The 15604-nt window shown below is 47.0% G+C and carries 18 protein-coding genes; 1 reads left to right on the forward strand and 17 read right to left on the reverse strand.

Annotated elements, in window-relative coordinates:
- Positions 1 to 32: 32 nt before the first annotated feature.
- The 14 genes from trpE to mtrB all read right to left on the reverse strand — a co-directional run bounded on the left by trpE (position 33) and on the right by mtrB (position 12149).
- Positions 33 to 1583, reverse strand: coding sequence for an anthranilate synthase component I (gene trpE, locus KAI36_RS15375; RefSeq protein WP_071641382.1), 1551 nt, complete (start codon positions 1581 to 1583; stop codon positions 33 to 35).
- 386 nt (positions 1584 to 1969) lie between these two features.
- Positions 1970 to 2344: a chorismate mutase gene (gene aroH / locus KAI36_RS15380; RefSeq protein WP_013310718.1), complete on the reverse strand. Its 375-nt coding sequence runs from the start codon at positions 2342 to 2344 to the stop codon at positions 1970 to 1972.
- A gap of 2 nt (positions 2345 to 2346) precedes the next feature.
- On the reverse strand, positions 2347 to 3441 hold the full coding sequence (aroB, locus tag KAI36_RS15385; RefSeq protein ID WP_220025342.1) for a 3-dehydroquinate synthase: 1095 nt from the start codon (positions 3439 to 3441) through the stop codon (positions 2347 to 2349).
- 1 nt (position 3442) lies between these two features.
- Complete coding sequence (gene aroC, locus KAI36_RS15390) at positions 3443 to 4612, reverse strand: chorismate synthase (protein WP_013310720.1); 1170 nt, start codon at positions 4610 to 4612, stop codon at positions 3443 to 3445.
- 229 nt (positions 4613 to 4841) lie between these two features.
- Positions 4842 to 5642, reverse strand: coding sequence for a CheR family methyltransferase (locus KAI36_RS15395; protein WP_276572469.1), 801 nt, complete (start codon positions 5640 to 5642; stop codon positions 4842 to 4844).
- 30 nt (positions 5643 to 5672) lie between these two features.
- Positions 5673 to 6116 (reverse strand): nucleoside-diphosphate kinase, encoded by a 444-nt coding sequence (gene ndk, locus KAI36_RS15400; protein ID WP_220025343.1) that lies wholly within the window; start codon positions 6114 to 6116, stop codon positions 5673 to 5675.
- 110 nt (positions 6117 to 6226) lie between these two features.
- Positions 6227 to 7201 carry a polyprenyl synthetase family protein gene (locus tag KAI36_RS15405; protein WP_013310723.1) on the reverse strand — a complete coding sequence of 325 codons (975 nt, stop codon included), beginning with the start codon at positions 7199 to 7201 and terminating at the stop codon, positions 6227 to 6229.
- Complete coding sequence (locus KAI36_RS15410) at positions 7198 to 8064, reverse strand: menaquinone biosynthetic enzyme MqnA/MqnD family protein (RefSeq protein ID WP_220025344.1); 867 nt, start codon at positions 8062 to 8064, stop codon at positions 7198 to 7200. Before KAI36_RS15410 ends, KAI36_RS15405 begins: the two co-directional genes overlap by 4 nt.
- The gene (locus tag KAI36_RS15415; RefSeq protein ID WP_013310725.1) at positions 8021 to 8680 is read right to left on the reverse strand and encodes a UbiX family flavin prenyltransferase; all 660 of its coding nucleotides are present in this window, start codon (positions 8678 to 8680) and stop codon (positions 8021 to 8023) included. Before KAI36_RS15415 ends, KAI36_RS15410 begins: the two co-directional genes overlap by 44 nt.
- A 5-nt stretch (positions 8681 to 8685) precedes the next feature.
- Entirely contained in the window at positions 8686 to 9552 is an 867-nt protein-coding gene (locus tag KAI36_RS15420; protein WP_220025345.1) for a UbiA-like polyprenyltransferase, read from the reverse strand.
- The gene (locus tag KAI36_RS15425; RefSeq protein ID WP_220028140.1) at positions 9545 to 10273 is read right to left on the reverse strand and encodes a demethylmenaquinone methyltransferase; all 729 of its coding nucleotides are present in this window, start codon (positions 10271 to 10273) and stop codon (positions 9545 to 9547) included. The genes KAI36_RS15420 and KAI36_RS15425 overlap by 8 nt, the downstream gene beginning before the upstream one ends.
- A gap of 9 nt (positions 10274 to 10282) precedes the next feature.
- Positions 10283 to 11152 carry a heptaprenyl diphosphate synthase component 1 gene (locus KAI36_RS15430; RefSeq protein WP_220025346.1) on the reverse strand — a complete coding sequence of 290 codons (870 nt, stop codon included), beginning with the start codon at positions 11150 to 11152 and terminating at the stop codon, positions 10283 to 10285.
- Positions 11153 to 11268: 116 nt separating this feature from the next.
- Positions 11269 to 11820 carry a hypothetical protein gene (locus tag KAI36_RS15435; protein ID WP_023989175.1) on the reverse strand — a complete coding sequence of 184 codons (552 nt, stop codon included), beginning with the start codon at positions 11818 to 11820 and terminating at the stop codon, positions 11269 to 11271.
- Positions 11821 to 11918: 98 nt separating this feature from the next.
- A complete protein-coding gene (mtrB, locus tag KAI36_RS15440; RefSeq protein ID WP_013310730.1) occupies positions 11919 to 12149 on the reverse strand; it encodes a trp RNA-binding attenuation protein MtrB in 231 nt (76 codons plus the stop codon).
- Between the two features lie 37 nt (positions 12150 to 12186).
- On the opposite strand from mtrB, the gene KAI36_RS15445 reads away from it, so the two are divergent.
- On the forward strand, positions 12187 to 12480 hold the full coding sequence (locus KAI36_RS15445; RefSeq protein WP_220028221.1) for a hypothetical protein: 294 nt from the start codon (positions 12187 to 12189) through the stop codon (positions 12478 to 12480).
- Between the two features lie 71 nt (positions 12481 to 12551).
- On the opposite strand, the gene KAI36_RS15450 is transcribed toward KAI36_RS15445, so the two are convergent.
- The 3 genes from KAI36_RS15450 to KAI36_RS15460 all read right to left on the reverse strand — a co-directional run bounded on the left by KAI36_RS15450 (position 12552) and on the right by KAI36_RS15460 (position 15572).
- Positions 12552 to 12824, reverse strand: a complete 273-nt coding sequence (locus KAI36_RS15450; protein WP_013310732.1) for an HU family DNA-binding protein — start codon at positions 12822 to 12824, stop codon at positions 12552 to 12554.
- 247 nt (positions 12825 to 13071) lie between these two features.
- On the reverse strand, positions 13072 to 14058 hold the full coding sequence (locus KAI36_RS15455; RefSeq protein ID WP_013310733.1) for an ABC transporter permease: 987 nt from the start codon (positions 14056 to 14058) through the stop codon (positions 13072 to 13074).
- Positions 14055 to 15572: a sugar ABC transporter ATP-binding protein gene (locus tag KAI36_RS15460; RefSeq protein ID WP_220025347.1), complete on the reverse strand. Its 1518-nt coding sequence runs from the start codon at positions 15570 to 15572 to the stop codon at positions 14055 to 14057. The genes KAI36_RS15455 and KAI36_RS15460 overlap by 4 nt, the downstream gene beginning before the upstream one ends.
- Positions 15573 to 15604 lie beyond the last annotated feature (32 nt).

The raw sequence follows: 15604 nt of genomic DNA on the forward strand, positions 1-15604 counted from the left end.
TCGTCTCCTCCTCAAAATCAGATTTTTGTGTGTTACGGAGTGTACAAATAATCCTGGTTGATGACGCTGTTATAGGGCTGTGTCGTTGCCGGGAACATCACTTCTGCCGTGCGGATTGCCTTCAGCAATGCCTTTGCTTTGTTTACCGTCTCCTGATACTCGCTTTCCGGAACCGAGTCCCACACAATTCCAGCGCCTGCCTGGACATAGGCCCGGTTCTTTTTAAACACAATCGTGCGAATCGTAATGCAAGCGTCCATATTGCCCGAGAAGCCCAAATATCCAATCGCCCCTGCATAGGGTCCACGTGCTTCCCGCTCCAACTCAGCAATAATCTCCATGGCCCGTAGCTTCGGAGCCCCCGATACAGTGCCAGCTGGCAGACAAGACAGGAAGGCATCGAAGAAATCTTTGTCCTCACGTAGCTCACCCGACACATTGGAAACAATGTGCATGACATGGGAATAGCGTTCAATCTCCATAAACGTATCGCATTTGACTGTGCCAAACTGTGATACACGGCCCAAATCATTTCTTCCCAAATCGACCAGCATCAGATGTTCTGCACGCTCTTTTTCATCGTTTAGCAGTTCTTCAGCAAGTGCCGCATCTTCTGTCTCCGTTACGCCACGCGGTCTCGTTCCTGCAATAGGACGGGTTTCTACCCGGCCGTTTTCCACCTTAACGAGTGCCTCAGGCGAAGTGCCTACGATGATCTCGTCATCCATTTTCAAATAATACATATATGGCGACGGGTTCATCGTGCGCAGCACGCGGTATACCTGTAAAGGAGAGGCCTCTGTATCAATGTGAAAACGCTGGGATAGTACAACCTGAAAAATGTCACCGGAGCGGATATACTCCTTCGCCTGCTCCACGTTTGATATAAATTGTTCCTTCGTCATATTGGATTGGATCTCACCTAGTTCCACATCATCAGGAATGGAAGCCGATCCTAATCGCTCGGGCGGGGTCTGCTTGCGCAGATACTGCGCCGTTTCCTCCAACCTGCGTTCCACATCAGCATAAGCAGCACGAATGTCCTCATCGCGGAACCCTTCGCCTACATGCACATTGCCGACCAGCAAAATTTGCTGTTTCACATGATCAAAGACAATTACTTGATCGCAGAACATAAAACGAATATCATCCATATTCAAATCATCTACCGAATGCTCTGGCAGCTTTTCATAGTATTGAAGCAAGTCATATCCAAAAAATCCGATAGCCCCGCCTGTAAATGGAGGCATTTCTTTCAGTTTCGGACTACGGTATTTACGAAGCAATGCTTTGAGCGCTTCAATCGGCTTGTCGTTTAATATTTGCCGTTTACCGTGTTGTTCCAATATCAAACGTCCTTTTTTACCCGAGACCATTAGGAACGGGTCTGTACCGATGAATGAATGTCGCGCCCACTGTTCGCCTCCCTCTACACTCTCTAGCAGAAAGGCACGGTCCCGCTCGGCATACCGACGGAAAATCCGAATCGGCGTCTCCATATCAGCCAGCACTTTTTTGTACACAGGAATCAGGTTAAATTCACTCGCCATCGTTATCACTTGCTCCACATGCGGCGTTAACATGAGATCACTTCCTTTCCAAATTGGCGCAGAACCAAAGGAGAGAATATAAAAAAGCCTCTACCGGTAAGGTAGAGGCTGTCAGTTATTGAAATTATAAGAATGCTCCATATGTAAAATGACTACAGCAAATAGATAAGTATACACTCATCCCTTTTGTCTAACCGCGCAGGTTGCCTCAAATAAGCTTCTCTGTAGAAGAATATCTCTTCATAGACAAAAGCTTACCCGCTACCGCCGATCTCTGTAATCTCATATGGAATTGGCTAAGGCTGCACTCTTCTCATCTCAACTCTGTCTCTGGCTAACTCTACTCTACTTAACTCTGCTACACACACTATATCTCATGGGATGTTACTTTGGCAACCATCAACTTTAAAAACGGGCACTTATTTCCCTTGGGAAGCCAGATCCGGTCTTAACGCCTGTGCTCCGTTCAAATATACATGTTTAATTTCCCGCTGGGATTTATCGGTGTTCACCTGTACCATCAAACGGATGCACTTGGGTAAACTGCCTGCCACAGGAATTTCTAATGCACACATGAGCGGAACCATATCCCAGCCATCTAGCTGACGAATGGCCTTGGCTGGAAAGGCAGTATCAAGATCATGAGTCACCGTAATCCATACGTTACTAATATCCTCCGGCTGAATTTCATTGTAGGATACAATTTCCTCCAGTAGTTGGCATGTTGCTTCCAAAATTTCGTTTTCTTCATTATTCACTACGGTCGTCGCGCCACGAATTCCCCGATTGTACATCGTTACGCCCCCTCTTTTAACTGTTCAATAACTCGTCGGATGTAAGAGACGGAAATATCCTTCACAACCTCCACGTGCCCGATGCTACGTGGGACGACAAAAGTAATGCTGCCTTCTTTGAACTTTTTGTCATGCATCATCGCGTCCAGCAGCCGATCTGTATCGAGATGTGACGGAAGGGAGGTCGGTAGCCGTAGCGAAGACAACATATCCTTCGTTTCATCTACCAAAGAAGGATCTGCCCCCAGCTTCACACCCAGAAGTGCGGAGCCGACCATACCAATAGAAATGGCTTCCCCGTGTAAAAACTCACCATATCCCGCAATGGCTTCAATGGCATGACCAATCGTATGACCTAGGTTTAGAATAGCGCGTAAATTATTTTCTCGTTCATCGCGCGACACCACTTCAGCTTTTACGGAACATCCCTTTTCCAGACCGTACTCCAGAGCTGTCGCATCCAGCGCAAGCAAATCAGTCGCATGGTCACGGCACCACTGGGCGAAATCAGCATCCCAGATCAAACCATGCTTGATCATTTCAGCAAGCCCCGCAGATACCTCACGAGGAGGCAAGGTAGACAACGTATCTACGTCATATAACACAAGTTCCGGTTGATGGAAGGCTCCTATCATATTCTTCGCCAAAGGATGGTTGATGCCGACCTTACCGCCCACGCTACTATCATGGGCAAGGATCGTAGTGGGGATCTGTACAAACTTGACACCTCTCATATAAGAAGCTGCCACAAATCCAGCCAAATCACCCACCACACCACCACCAAGTGCAATAACGGCTGAATTGCGATCCAAACCGCCCTCAATGGCTGCTGTTATGACCTGCTCAAATACAGCAAGCGACTTGGAGGTTTCACCTGGCTTAACGACAAAGGACACTGTCTTGTAGCCAGATGCCTGAAGATTGCTCTCCAATGTTGCCAAGTAGAATCCCGCTACATTTTCGTCAGAAACAATCAACAACGGGCTTTTTTGCGCAATTCCTCGTTCCTTCAACAACTCTCCGGCTTGATGTAGCAGCCCTCGCCCGATATGAATAGGATAAGAACGTTCGCCAAGCTGTACCGTCAGCGTACTCATCTTAGTACCGCCCCAGTTGTTCTTCGTAGGATGCAATATTCGCGCGAATCTCTTCAATCGAATCCCCACCGAATTTTTCTAGCAAAGCTTTCGCAATCTCCCAAGCTACGACATGCTCCATGACTACGCTTGCCGCTGGCACTGCACATGCATCCGAACGCTCAACCTGTGCGGTGAACGCTTCCTTTGTATCAATGTCGACGCTTTGCAACGGCTTGTAGAGTGTAGGAATCGGCTTCATTACGCCACGAACCACAACTGGCATTCCATTCGTCATACCACCCTCAAAACCACCCAAACGATTGGTACGACGGTGATATCCACGTTCCTCATCATATAGAATCTCGTCATGCACCTGTGAACCGCGCAATTCCCCTGCTTCAAAGCCGATGCCAATTTCCACGCCTTTAAATGCATTAATCGACATGACGCCTTGTGCGATACGTGCATCCAGTTTCCGATCATACTGTACATGACTGCCCAGACCAATCGGAACACCTTCTACAATACATTCCACTACCCCACCGACTGAATCACCTTCTTGCTTGATCAGATCAATGTATGCTTCCATTTTCTTTTCGGTTTCTGGATCGGTTACTCTCACCGAGGAGGCTTCTGTCACGGCAATCAGCTCATCAATCGGCAAATCACGGTAAGGAGCTTCGATTTCCCCAATACGGATGACCTGACCTGCCACCTTGATTCCGAACTCAGCCAGCAATTGACGGGCCAAACCGCCGCATGCCACACGAATTGCTGTTTCACGTGCACTGGAGCGTTCCAGCACGTTACGAAGGTCCTTCAAGTTGTATTTCATTCCGCCATTCAAATCCGCATGACCCGGACGTGGCCGGTGAACCCGACGCTTTTCTTCATCACTGCCTTCAATAGGCTCAATATTCATAATGTTCTGCCAGTGCTTCCAATCGTTATTTTCCACAACCAGCGCAATCGGTGCACCTGTGGTATAGCCGTGACGTACGCCTCCGGCAATCTTCGCCGTATCTTTTTCAATCTGCATACGCCGACCCCGTCCATACCCTTTCTGACGACGATGCAGCTGAAAATTCAATTCCTCAAAATCCAATTTTAAATTGCTCGGCATACCCTCTACAATGGCAGTTAGCTGGGGACCATGCGTTTCCCCCGCGGTTAAATAACGTAAACTCATGACGCGTTCCCCCTTTAAACTGTTAAACTGTGCATCGCTAAAATCTTTAACTGTGCTTCATTATAGTATACGCACCTTTCTTTGACAAGAAAAGCCACGTGTATGCAGATAAACAAAAACACGCCTCTTAGCCAAAGGGGCTAAAGGACGTGCTTTGCTGATAAGCCAACCATCAATTACTCAAGGATATAAATAAGTTCCTACAAAACTTTGGATGATATATGCAGGCTTATGCTTTTTTGCGATAAAAAAAGGTTTCCGTCGATTCTAGACCATATTGGTTAGGAGAAAAGATTTGCTCTGTACTACCGACAAATAACACACCGCCGGGACGAAGACTGGCTGCAAACTTTTGGTACAACGTATGTTTGGCCTCTTCTGTAAAATAAATCATTACATTTCGACAGATAATGAGATCATAGCCATCCTCAAACCGATCCAGCAGCAAGTTTTGCTTTTGAAATTTCACGGCTTGTTTCAAACGGTCATCAATTCGATACATCGCACCATCCGGCTTAAAATATTTGCTAGCCACCAGCTCAGGTACATCCTTGAGCGAACGCTCCAAATATTTGCCTTCCTTGGCTTTTGCCAATGCACCGTCATCAATGTCGGAAGCTGTAATGGAACAATTTCCTAAAATCCCTTTACCGTCGAGAACCATAGCCAGGCTATAAGGCTCTTCACCAGTCGAGCAGGCCGCACTCCACAGCTTAAGCTTCTGCTTCCCCACAAGCAGTTGTGGCAAGATTGTATCCCGTAGTACTTCCCACCGATTGGGATTTCGCCAAAATTCCGAAACATTGATCGTCATCCGATCCAGAAATTCATAGAATAGAGGTTTTTCCTTCATCATGGCATCATAAAAAGAAACAAAACTGGGAAACCCGTTTTTGTTGCGAAGCGTAGTTAACCGCCTTTTCATCTGTGCTTCTTTGTATTGTGCAAGATCAATACCTGTGCTGTCCTTGATTTTGCGGATAAACGCTGTGTAATCGGGGTCCGTCTGACCCAGTTCCATATCCGTCATGCTACCATCCTTCTTCATACGTAATTTAACTTACATCCAGGTCGCCACACTTTTTTCATACCGAACGGATTCTTCCGGCATGAAAAAATTTGCAATCTCGCGCTCTGCGCTCTCCGGTGAATCTGAACCATGAATGAGGTTAAACGGTGTATGTGCTGCAAAGTCTCCACGAATTGTGCCCGGAAGAGCTTCAGTTACTTGTGTTTTACCAATCAACAAGCGGGAAAGCGTAACAATGTTATCCCCTTCCCATACCATAGCAAACACAGGGCCTGATGTGATAAAACTTACAAGCTCTTCAAAAAAAGGCTTGCCCACATGCTCCGCATAATGCCGTTCTGCTTGTTCTCTAGTTACTTGCACAAGCTTACCAGCCGTCATTTTGAAGCCCTTGTCTTCCAGTCGACTGATGATACGTCCAATCAATCCACGTTGTACACCATCCGGTTTAACCATCAAAAAAGTACGATCCATCGGCTCACTCCCAATCCAATCTAATGTATTTATACAGTACTAAACTGTATTGTAACAGAAAGCTTGGAACTGGTTAAAGCATTTTGTCACAGCAAACCCAAAACACAACTTTAGTAGGAGCGGCGTGTTACAAAATGAGCAATATCGCGTAGCGTCTTTTTTGTTTTGACATCTGGTAGTAAGTCCAGCGCGTTTAGCGCTTTATTAATATATCGGTCGGCGAGAATTTCAGCTTTAGCGATTCCTTCACTTTTTTTGATCATATCCACCGCTTTGCGTGCGTCTCCTTGCCCATCTCCATCCTGAATGCGGCGGATTTCAGCCAGTAGATCGGCACGCAACTCAGGCTGTTCAAGCGCATAAATCACCGGAAGCGTAATATTCCCCTGTCTCATATCGCTGCCCGGCGGCTTGCCAATCTTTTTTTCCGTGCCACACAGGTCAAGCAGATCATCCTGAATTTGAAAAGCCATACCTACGTTATAGCCGTAGCTGTACAGCAGGGAATTGACACTTTCTCGTGCCCCTGCAGCCATAGCTCCCAGCTGGCAACTAACCGCAATCAACAATGCCGTTTTGCGCCGTATGCGAAGTAAATAATTACGCACACTCTGATCCACATTAAAAAAATCACGAATTTGTTCCATTTCACCAATCGACATCTGCACCAGCGCTTTAGACAGTACCCGGTGAATGTCGGGATTCGGCAGTCCAGCAGCAATAGACAGCGCACGTGCATATATGTAGTCTCCGGTGTACATAGCCACCCGATTGTCCCATTTGGATTTCACGGTGGGTTGACCACGTCTCATTTCCGCATCGTCAATCACATCGTCGTGAACGAGAGAGGCAGAATGAATCAGTTCCAGAGGTACCGCTATACGCTTAAGCTTGTCCAGATCATATTCTCCAAACTTGCCTCCCAGCAATACAAATACGGGACGCAAACGCTTGCCCCCTGCTTTAAGCAGATGAAGCGACGTATCATTAATCAACGGCTCCGTACTGTCGATACTGCGATACAACTCTTCTTCTATAAAGTTCATATCCTTCTTTAATAAACCGAACAAATCCAATCGTTTCATTCTTTCACCCGTGTCAGCGTATTGTCACTCCAGAGAAGCGGCTTTACTCGTCGGTCAAGCAGCCCCAGTTCATGCGCATACTGAAAATAAAGCTCTAAACCTTGTTGTTGCTTCTCTCCAAAATCATAACACAGATTAGTAAAGTAGCGCTCCCAATAATCTCTCAGACCTCCAATTTCCTCGCATGCTTCAGAAATAACAGGCGTCAGGTCCGACAGACTACGCTGCTTGCTTGCGCGGAACGCACTTGCAATTTCAGCCACCGCCGCGGGATTTTGAGCAGCAACAGCACGTCGTACTGCCCATACAGCAAAAGTCATACTATAGCCCGTCCAGCGCTTCCACTCTTCTCCGAGGTCCGTAACATACAGACCTTCGCTTCGCCAAGATGCCTTAATCGCGTGATCTCCAATCAGTAGCCCTGCATCTGCCTGTTCCAGCATCAAGTCAAGATCCGGTTCACAGTCAAAATAGGAAGGCTGACCTTCCCATGCCTTTTGCATCAAAATTTTCAACAAATTCACGGATGTAGCAGACGTATTCGTTAGTGCAATGGTTCCGTTTTTGATTTCGGCCAGCGGCTTGCGTGAAAATAGTAAAATGGATTGCACAGGACCATCTGCACTGACGGATAAATCCGGCAACAATAGCATTTCCTCAGCACCCGATGCATACGCAAATGAGGACATCGCACTGATATCCAAACTCCCATTCAGCATACCTCGATTCAATTCAGCCGGAACTTTAGAAACCATCTCCGCCGAATGGAGAAGCTCAGAAGGATTAAAATAATGAAAAATAGGCCAAGCGTTTGTATATTTAATTTTTCCGATTGTGATTGTCTTGGTGTCCGGCGTCGGCATCGGAATCCCCCCATCTCGTAAACAGTTGATGTTCTATACGCAAGCTGTCCAATACTTTGCCTACGAGGAACAGCACAATATCATCCAGCGTCTTCGGATGAAAGTAAAAAGCCGGCATAGCCGGAATCATTTTGACGCCGAGTCTCGCAAGCTTAAGCATGTTTTCCAAATGAATGGCATGTAGAGGCGTTTCACGAGGCACAAGGATCAGCGGACGACCTTCCTTCATCATCACGTCCGCTGCCCTCGCCATGAGGTTATCGGATGAACCGTGTGCTACTGCTGACAACGTCCCCATCGAGCATGGCATAATAATCATCGCATCCACCAAATAAGAGCCGCTCGCAATCGAAGCTCCAATATCTGTGAACGGATGGTATACAAGAGAACCGGGACGGCCTCCGAATTGTTCATTCAAAGCCCCTTCCCGGTCAGTCACATTCCAGCCCAACTCCTCTTTCAAAACCCGCCAGCCAGCATTGGAAACGATCAGGTGAACTGTGTATTGCAAGTCCAGCAGAGTCTCTACCAGTCGCACACCATAAATGCTTCCGCTCGCGCCTGTAATGCCAATAACGATTCGTTTGCCTTGATGTCCGCTCACCTGATTATTCATTAGTATTAACGCACCACCAAATCAATCAGTGTAAAAGCAAACACGACAGTGCTAAGTACACCGTTCATAGTAAAGAATGCCGTCTGCAAACGACTCAAATCTTTTGGAGATACGATATAGTGTTCATAAAATAAAATAATGTACGAAATAATCATGCCCGCCAGATACCACCAGCTTAAATCTGCAATAAAGAACAGTACAATAAATCCGATTGCCGTAATGACGTGGAATGCCCGAGCGATGTTCAACGCACCTGCTACACCAAAACGGGCAGGAATAGAATAAACTCCTTCGTTTTGGTCAAAATCTATATCCTGACAAGCATAAATTACATCAAATCCCGCCGTCCAAAAGGCAATCGTGAGATATAGTACGATAGCGGTCAAATCTATTTGTCCCGTTACTGCAACCCACGCGCCGAGTGGCGCCAAACCAATGGTCAGACCAAGTACAATATGGCAAAGCCAAGTGAAACGCTTGGTGTAAGAATAAAAAACGAGCATAAAAAAGGCCAGCGGGAACAGCTTGAACGCCAGCGGACTTAACTTGAATGATGCCCAGAATAACAACACCAAACTGACGATAATGAAAATCACCACTTCGCTCGATTTGAGCAACCCCGCCGGGATAGCGCGTCCTGCTGTGCGTGGATTTTTCCCGTCAATCACCCGGTCAATCATACGATTGAAGCCAAAAGCCGCGCTACGTGCGCCAACCATAGCTAGCAGGATCCAGCCGATCTGCGGCCAGGAGGGAAGGTTGCCTGTCACGATAACAGACCCCAATACAGCCCCCATGAATGCAAATGGGAGCGCAAATAACGTATGTTCAATTTTAATCATTTCCAAAAAAATAGCAATTTTCTTAAACATGCTGACTCTCCTTGATTCCAATGTGCAATGCCGCAATGCCTCCGGTGAGAGAATGAGCCTGAACATCCTTCAATCCGACTTCACGGAAGATGCCAGCTAACTCATCCCTTCCTGGAAAAAGCGCCAACGAATCAGGGAGCCATTTATACTGCTCATAACGTTTGGCGAACAATTTGCCGAGCATGGGCAAGATGTGTTGAAAATATGTGTAGTAAATTCCCTTGAACGGCTGCCAAGTAGGCTTGGACAATTCCAGACATACGACCTGCCCGCCAGGTTTGACGACTCGTTGCATCTCCTGTAACACATGGCGCAGATCAGGCACGTTGCGCAGACCGAAACCAATCGTCGCATAATCAAATGAATTATCTTCAAAAGGTAGTTCCATCGCGTTGCCCTGAACAAGCTTAATTTGCTTTTCACGGGATTCTGATGTAATCTTACGCTCGCCAACATTGAGCATGTTCTGACTAAAATCGAGTCCTACGATGTAACCACTTTCACTTGCTCGCGCCATCGCAAGCGTCCAGTCACATGTACCACAGCAAAGATCAATTGCCGTATCGCCGCGATGCATGTTCATTTTTTTCATCGTAAATTTCCGCCAAGCCTTATGTCTGCGAAAGCTCAGTATATCGTTCATCAAATCGTATTTACCTGCTATGCTTTCAAACACGCCATGAACGAATTGCTCTTTCGGCTTGGTGTCGCTTGATCCCATCACGTTCACCTAACCTTCCCTCACAACTGGGTGCGGACTATTTAGCAGCTTCAGGAAAGGCTCAAGCATGCGTTCAAATTCCTCGATCCCCGTATTTTGATCATCTGACAGGATCTGCCGGATGTGTGTAACAGCCGTGCGAAGCTTGTCCAGTATCGCATCCTCGGCTTTGTATTTCACAACAAGCTTACGCCATGCTTCAGTGTCAGTACCGCTCTCTGAAAGCAATGCCTGCTCGTTCCGATCCCCGTTACCATAAATATGCCAGAACATATATCCGAAACGGGACTTGTCCGGTTCTGTCCGCTTGCCCCATTCCTCCACCAAGGTATCACAGAGGGCAAATTTGTTGAGAAGCTGCTTCCAAATTTCCTGATCCTGTTCTGCTACAAGTGAAGTGAATGATAAAAAAAGCTCCTTTTTGAAACGAACCATCTGAGTTAAATACTGAGTTGCATCCAATCGGAATTGCTTCATCCCCCAGTACAGACTCATTTTCCCTGCGTTCACTTCACATACAGCATCACTCAGCTTCGAAATGGCCGTGATGCGGCCTGCCAGTGCAAGCAGCTGATAAAAACGACTGCTAAAATAGTCCCCAGCTAACACTTTCAGCTGTCTGGAACGCATCTCCTCCGGGCTCCGTATACCGGATAAAGTATCAATCATATCATGCGTATCCAGCCCCATCTGCACAAGTGAGGTTACCAATGCGTACAGTTCGTCCTCACTGGCATGCAGCTCCTGCGCATTCCGGTTCAAAAACACAAACATCAAACGGGTACGGCTGTCAGGAAAAGCCGGCATTTCCGTATGTTGTTGAATCATGTCGTATTCCACATATTTCCTTGCTAATTGGGGTACGCGATACGGTTTCATCCTAAGCCTCCGAGACATGACTTTCTGCTATACTCAAATAATTGCAATGCCTTATATTATATCACAATTTAAAATGATTCGCGACTAAAGTACTGTAGGTCCACCGGCAGAAACATCTAATCTGTATATACACCGTTAAACCTGTTTTGCCACATGGGCGTTACTGTAATGCGGAAACGGGATTTCAAATCCTCTGGCAATTCCGCGCCTTCCCGGCTTCTCAGCTGTTCCAATGCCTCGTTCGTCCACTCGTTCCGGCGTATATCGGATGCAAGCAGCAAATGACGTTCTCCTGACCATTCGTCCTGTGTCACCACCCGAAGCAGCAATTGCCGTACATTCGTCGTTCCGTAAAAGCTAAAGGCGGCAAGCTCCGCCATGTTTTGATAAATCTCTAGTGGGGCAGTTTCTTCCTTGGACAGCTTGACATCCAGGGTCAGGACTGAATGTTCCCAGCTTGCGCTTGCAATCGGTGTGGTCAACGGTAGCTCGTTCAGCGTATCCACCAGATTGTCATCCGACAGCAGCACCCGTTGCTGAGGCGAAATCGTCGCCTGTGTCTCGCGAACTGCTGCGGTTCCTGAGTCCAGCACCTGTAAGGACGGCAGCAACACAGCTGCTGCGATGGTTATGAGAATGGAGCCACCGAATACAATCCAAGGTTTCATCAGAGCCTCCCCTGACCTCTACCTCATAATGTGGGTTTGCTACGGTAAAGGTCCTCACTCTCATTCTACAACAAAAAAAAGCAGGCTATGCCTGCATTTTAATCCTCCGTATCTACTACCCCGTGCTTAGTCATCACAACGGCTTTGCCGCGAATTTTAATAGCAGAAGTATGATCCGTAAATTGGACGATCAGCACCTCGCCCTTGTCCAATTTTTCTGAATGATGCAAGCGTGTATCCTGACCTCTGGTCAGACCAAAAACCTGACATCCGTTGCTTTTCGCTTTAATTACGACGTACTCACTGCTACCCGTCACGTTATCTTCCATGTCCTTTTCCTCCCTGAGAGCCGAAGCTATACTTTTTATGATGGAGATTCAAGCTTGTTTTGTCAACTACATGCTTCCTTCGCTACCTGCAACAATTAGCGTGTCCCGAGCCATACTATCCGTGCAGTCCCATCCATTAAGGAAAGGAACGGATCTGATGAAAAACTATCTTCCCGCCAATCTCAGTCCTGCCCAAATCGAACGACTTCAACAGCTGGAGCATGAATTTGCCGAGCTAACAGGTGAACCCCTAGTGCTGATCGCTTATGCCTCGCGAAACGGCAGAACAGCTTCCTCTTCTTCAGTCCATAGCACCTCTACCACGAAGTAAACAGGACAAAAAGAAAAGGCCGTGAATCAAATTCACGGTCTTTTCAGCGCATTGGGAATATGTAAGAAATCTTATTTAATTCCGTCTTTGAGCGCTTTACCCGGTTTAAATGCCGGAATTTTGCTCGCAGGGATTTCGATTTCTTCTCCTGTTTGCGGGTTACGTCCTTTACGTGCGGAACGTTCACGAACCTCAAAGTTCCCGAAACCTACCAGTTGCACCTTATCTCCGCTTTGCAGCGCTCCAGAGATCGCCTCAAATACTGCATCGATTGCTTTGGTTACGTCCTTTTTGGACAATTCAGTGCTTTCAGAAACCTGATTGATCAAATCCGTTTTATTCATAATATTCACCTCCCAATTCAAGTGTAGTCCAGCATTAAGGTTATCGGTGTTAATGACCGATATGAGGTCGCCTGTATAAAATAACCCGGGCGGCGTACTGCCTTCCATAATGTTATCATCTGTTTCCGTTTCGTCGTTAAATATACATAGAATATACCTAACCTCCGCAATATAGGCCGAAACTGGCGTTTTATGGCACCCTTCTTGCGTGGAACAAGGTTTATAGTAATACAGTCCACAGACAATTTCAAGTACGACGACGGTTTAACACGTAAAAAGTAACGGCCAGCGCAAGTACCAGCACTACTCCTTTGACAATATCATGGGCAAAATATTGCACATTCATCATCGTTAGTCCATTAACCAACACACCGATCAACACCGCACCAATAAATGTACCAATGACATTGGGTTTACCAGCACCAAAGACCGAAAAACCGACGAATACTGCAGCTACCGCCTCCATGAGCAAGGGGGAACCCGCGTCAATTTGGCCTGAGCCTACTCGCGAGGCATACAAAATACCGGCAATCGCCGCAAATACGCCTGAAGCAACATAGGCCAGAGTACGGACTTTTTTTACCCGTATGCCCGACAGACGAGCAGCTTCCTCATTTCCACCCGTTACATACATTTGACGCCCATGCTTTGTATAGGTCAAGAAAACATGCACCGCTGCCACAGCCAGCAACAGTAAAATAACTGAAATCGGGATACCCAACCATTTACCTTGCCCCAGCAAAAGAAATGCAGGAGATATCTCCCCGGGCGCCTTGCTGCCATCGGGAAACTGCATATGATTGTATATGGTATAGCCCTGGGCGTACGTTTTGTGAATCCCGCTTACAATATACATGATTGCAAGGGTTGCGAGCAAATCAGGAATACGCAGTTTAATGATCAATAATGAATTCAACAGTCCTACCAAAGCACCGACAACCAGAGACACAATAATGACCACCGCAACAGGCTGCTCATACCAGACCATCAAAGAAGCTGAAACGACCGTTGTCAAAGATACTGTAGCTCCCACCGACAGGTCAAAACCGTCCACAATAAGTGACAACGTCACACCAATGGCAACGAAAGTCACAATGGCAATTGAGCCAAGAATGTCCATTAAATTATCATACGTCCAGAAATAAGGTAATGTAGATGAAAAAAACGCCAACACACCTATAATGACAACTACGGCACCGTAACGAAATGAGACGTTTAACCATTTTTCCTTCATGAATGCACCTCTTCACCGCCGCTGGCATACAACAGAAGCTGTTCCTGTTCCACTTCGCCCCGCGCAAATTCCTTTATAATTTTGCCATCATACATCACTGCAATCCGATCACCAATGCCAATCCCTTCAGCAAATTCACAGGTTAGATAAATGATCGCTTTTCCTTGCTCCGCCAACTCGCCAATGATACGGAAAATATCACTTTTTGCCCCTATATCTACACCTTTGGTTGGCTCGTCAAAAACAAATACATCCGCTCCAGAATGTAACCATTTTCCAATCGCAACTTTTTGCTGATTCCCACCACTTAAATATTTAACATTCTGGCGGAGCGATGGCGTCTTAATACCGAGAGAGGCGACAATCCCATTACCGTTATTTCGTTCTTTATGCCGACTAATGAAACCAAGGACACTCAGCTTGCCCAAAAGCGGAAGGCTGAGGTTTCTTTCCACACTCTCCTCAATCAACACCCCCTGCTTACGTCGCTCCTCGGGTATGGACACAATTCCTTGAGCTACCGCGTCCGCTGGCTCTCTCAATCGAATGGAGCGACCTTTAAAGGTCAGCTCTCCCTTATCCGGCTTGTCTGCTCCTGTAAGAAGTCGTGACAGCTCTGTCTTGCCTGCACCAACCAAACCCACAATAGAGAGAATTTCACCACATCGGACTTGTAAATCAACGCCGTGCACTCGTAATCCTTTGTGAAGCCCTTTTGCTTCCAATACCGTTTCACCAATCGGCACCTCTGTTTTGGGGAACTCCTCTTCAAATGTTTTCCCAAGCATATGCGTAACGATGTCGCCTACACTTAAATCAGAGGCAGGCCCCGTGAACACGCGCTCACCATCACGCATCACCGTAACATGGTCACTGTGTTCGATAACCTCCGGCAATCGGTGTGTGATGAGGATACATGCAACTCCCTCATCCTTGAGTGTATGGATTGTGCGGAACAAACGTCGCGTTTCTTCCTCGCTGAGCGGCGCCGTAGGCTCATCAAAAATGATGGTATTTGCTTGCTGTGTCAGAATGCGTGCGATAAGCACAAGCTGTTTTTCTGCCAACGTCAATTCAGACACATATCGTCGTACGTCAATATCTACCTCCAGACGTGCTAATGCCTCACGCGCTCGTCTGCGCATAGAACCCGGTGCAGCCCACCATCGACCATCAGGTGCAGACAAATCGTCCATTACAATATTTTCAGCGACAGTTAACTGAGGTACAAGTGCTGAATCGACCTCCTGATACACACAGTGAATTCCCGCTCTTTTGGCCTCCCACGGTGAACTAATGTTCAGTTCCTTGCCACCAACTACGATAGCTCCCTGATCGGAAAGATACGCACCGGACAAAATCTTCATCAATGTGCTTTTCCCTGCCCCGTTGGCGCCCAGCAGAGCGTGAATTTCGCCACCCTGCACCGTAAAATCCACAGCTCGCAGCGCATCTACACCAGCAAACTGTTTGCTGATTTTTTTCATTTCCAATGTATATACTTGTGAACTCATGGTGCCCCCTCACGCCTGCTTATGATAAAAGC

Source organism: Paenibacillus sp. S02 (assembly GCF_019454065.1).
Lineage (GTDB): Bacteria > Bacillota > Bacilli > Paenibacillales > Paenibacillaceae > Paenibacillus > Paenibacillus polymyxa_B.

Coding starts and splice junctions, on each gene's coding strand:
- KAI36_RS15460 (WP_220025347.1), bottom strand. CDS start 15,572: ATGAGTTCACAAGTATATACATTGGAAATGAAAAAAATCAGCAAACAG.
- KAI36_RS15455 (WP_013310733.1), bottom strand. CDS start 14,058: ATGAAGGAAAAATGGTTAAACGTCTCATTTCGTTACGGTGCCGTAGTT.
- KAI36_RS15405 (WP_013310723.1), bottom strand. CDS start 7,201: ATGAAACGATTGGATTTGTTCGGTTTATTAAAGAAGGATATGAACTTT.
- mtrB (WP_013310730.1), bottom strand. CDS start 12,149: ATGGAAGATAACGTGACGGGTAGCAGTGAGTACGTCGTAATTAAAGCG.
- KAI36_RS15435 (WP_023989175.1), bottom strand. CDS start 11,820: ATGAAACCTTGGATTGTATTCGGTGGCTCCATTCTCATAACCATCGCA.
- KAI36_RS15430 (WP_220025346.1), bottom strand. CDS start 11,152: ATGAAACCGTATCGCGTACCCCAATTAGCAAGGAAATATGTGGAATAC.
- aroB (WP_220025342.1), bottom strand. CDS start 3,441: ATGAGTACGCTGACGGTACAGCTTGGCGAACGTTCTTATCCTATTCAT.
- KAI36_RS15410 (WP_220025344.1), bottom strand. CDS start 8,064: ATGCCGACGCCGGACACCAAGACAATCACAATCGGAAAAATTAAATAT.
- KAI36_RS15445 (WP_220028221.1), top strand. CDS start 12,187: ATGATGGAGATTCAAGCTTGTTTTGTCAACTACATGCTTCCTTCGCTA.
- aroC (WP_013310720.1), bottom strand. CDS start 4,612: ATGAGTTTACGTTATTTAACCGCGGGGGAAACGCATGGTCCCCAGCTA.
- KAI36_RS15395 (WP_276572469.1), bottom strand. CDS start 5,642: ATGACGGATATGGAACTGGGTCAGACGGACCCCGATTACACAGCGTTT.
- trpE (WP_071641382.1), bottom strand. CDS start 1,583: ATGTTAACGCCGCATGTGGAGCAAGTGATAACGATGGCGAGTGAATTT.
- KAI36_RS15450 (WP_013310732.1), bottom strand. CDS start 12,824: ATGAATAAAACGGATTTGATCAATCAGGTTTCTGAAAGCACTGAATTG.
- ndk (WP_220025343.1), bottom strand. CDS start 6,116: ATGGATCGTACTTTTTTGATGGTTAAACCGGATGGTGTACAACGTGGA.
- KAI36_RS15420 (WP_220025345.1), bottom strand. CDS start 9,552: ATGTTTAAGAAAATTGCTATTTTTTTGGAAATGATTAAAATTGAACAT.
- KAI36_RS15425 (WP_220028140.1), bottom strand. CDS start 10,273: ATGGGATCAAGCGACACCAAGCCGAAAGAGCAATTCGTTCATGGCGTG.
- aroH (WP_013310718.1), bottom strand. CDS start 2,344: ATGTACAATCGGGGAATTCGTGGCGCGACGACCGTAGTGAATAATGAA.
- KAI36_RS15415 (WP_013310725.1), bottom strand. CDS start 8,680: ATGAATAATCAGGTGAGCGGACATCAAGGCAAACGAATCGTTATTGGC.